The organism is Nocardia sp. 852002-20019_SCH5090214, from assembly GCF_001665865.1.
GTDB classification, from domain to species: domain Bacteria; phylum Actinomycetota; class Actinomycetes; order Mycobacteriales; family Mycobacteriaceae; genus Nocardia; species Nocardia nova.
The window spans coordinates 1-724 of record NZ_LZMK01000003.1; the positions used below are offsets into that span (position 1 = coordinate 1).

Sequence of the window (724 nt, forward strand, 5' to 3'; positions counted from 1 at the left end):
ATCGATCGCACGATGGCGCAGATCAATCTCAACGAGCGTCGGATCCCGTTGACCCAGGCCGACTACGCCGCCGGTATCGCGCTCATGCTCGATCTGGGCGCCTCACCGACCCGGGTCGCGAAAGGACTGCAACAGACCAAACGCGCCGAGGTCCGCAAGCTCGCCGCAGTCGGACGGTCGCAAGCCGGACGCACGCTGATCGACGACGGACAGTACAGCCTCGATCAGCTCGCCGTAATCGCCGAATACGACAACCTCGGCGACACCGACGCCGTCGAGAAACTGACCTCCGCCTCCCGCTACAACTTCGGCTACACGGCCAACGCGATCGCCGCGGACCGCGACGAAACCCGGCGACGTCTGCACGCGTCACTGCCGTATGCCGCTTACGGATTCGGGATCCTCACCGACGAACCCGGCGCCGACGACGGATACCTGGCCGTCACCGACCTCGTCCGCTCCGACGGCGAACCGCTCACCGACGACGACGTGTACGCCGAGCCGGCGCGGTGGCTGGTGTGGGTCGAGGTCGAGGAAAACGGGGAGCTGGTCGACACCGCCACCGGCGCGCTCGTCGATCCCGACACCGTCGACTGGGACACCCAGTACGACTCCGACGCCGAACCCGGCGAGGGGTTGCGCCGCGCGGACGGGCTCGCCTGGCGTGATCGCTGGATCCCGGCCTACTACCTGCCCGCCGACCAGCTCGACACCACCGGACTAC

General features: G+C 67.8%; 1 pseudogene. It reads left to right on the forward strand.

Features of this window, described 5'->3' with window-relative positions:
* Positions 1-12 precede the first annotated feature (12 nt).
* A pseudogene (locus A5780_RS00020) lies at positions 13-724 on the forward strand (chromosome partitioning protein ParB); the annotation flags it as partial.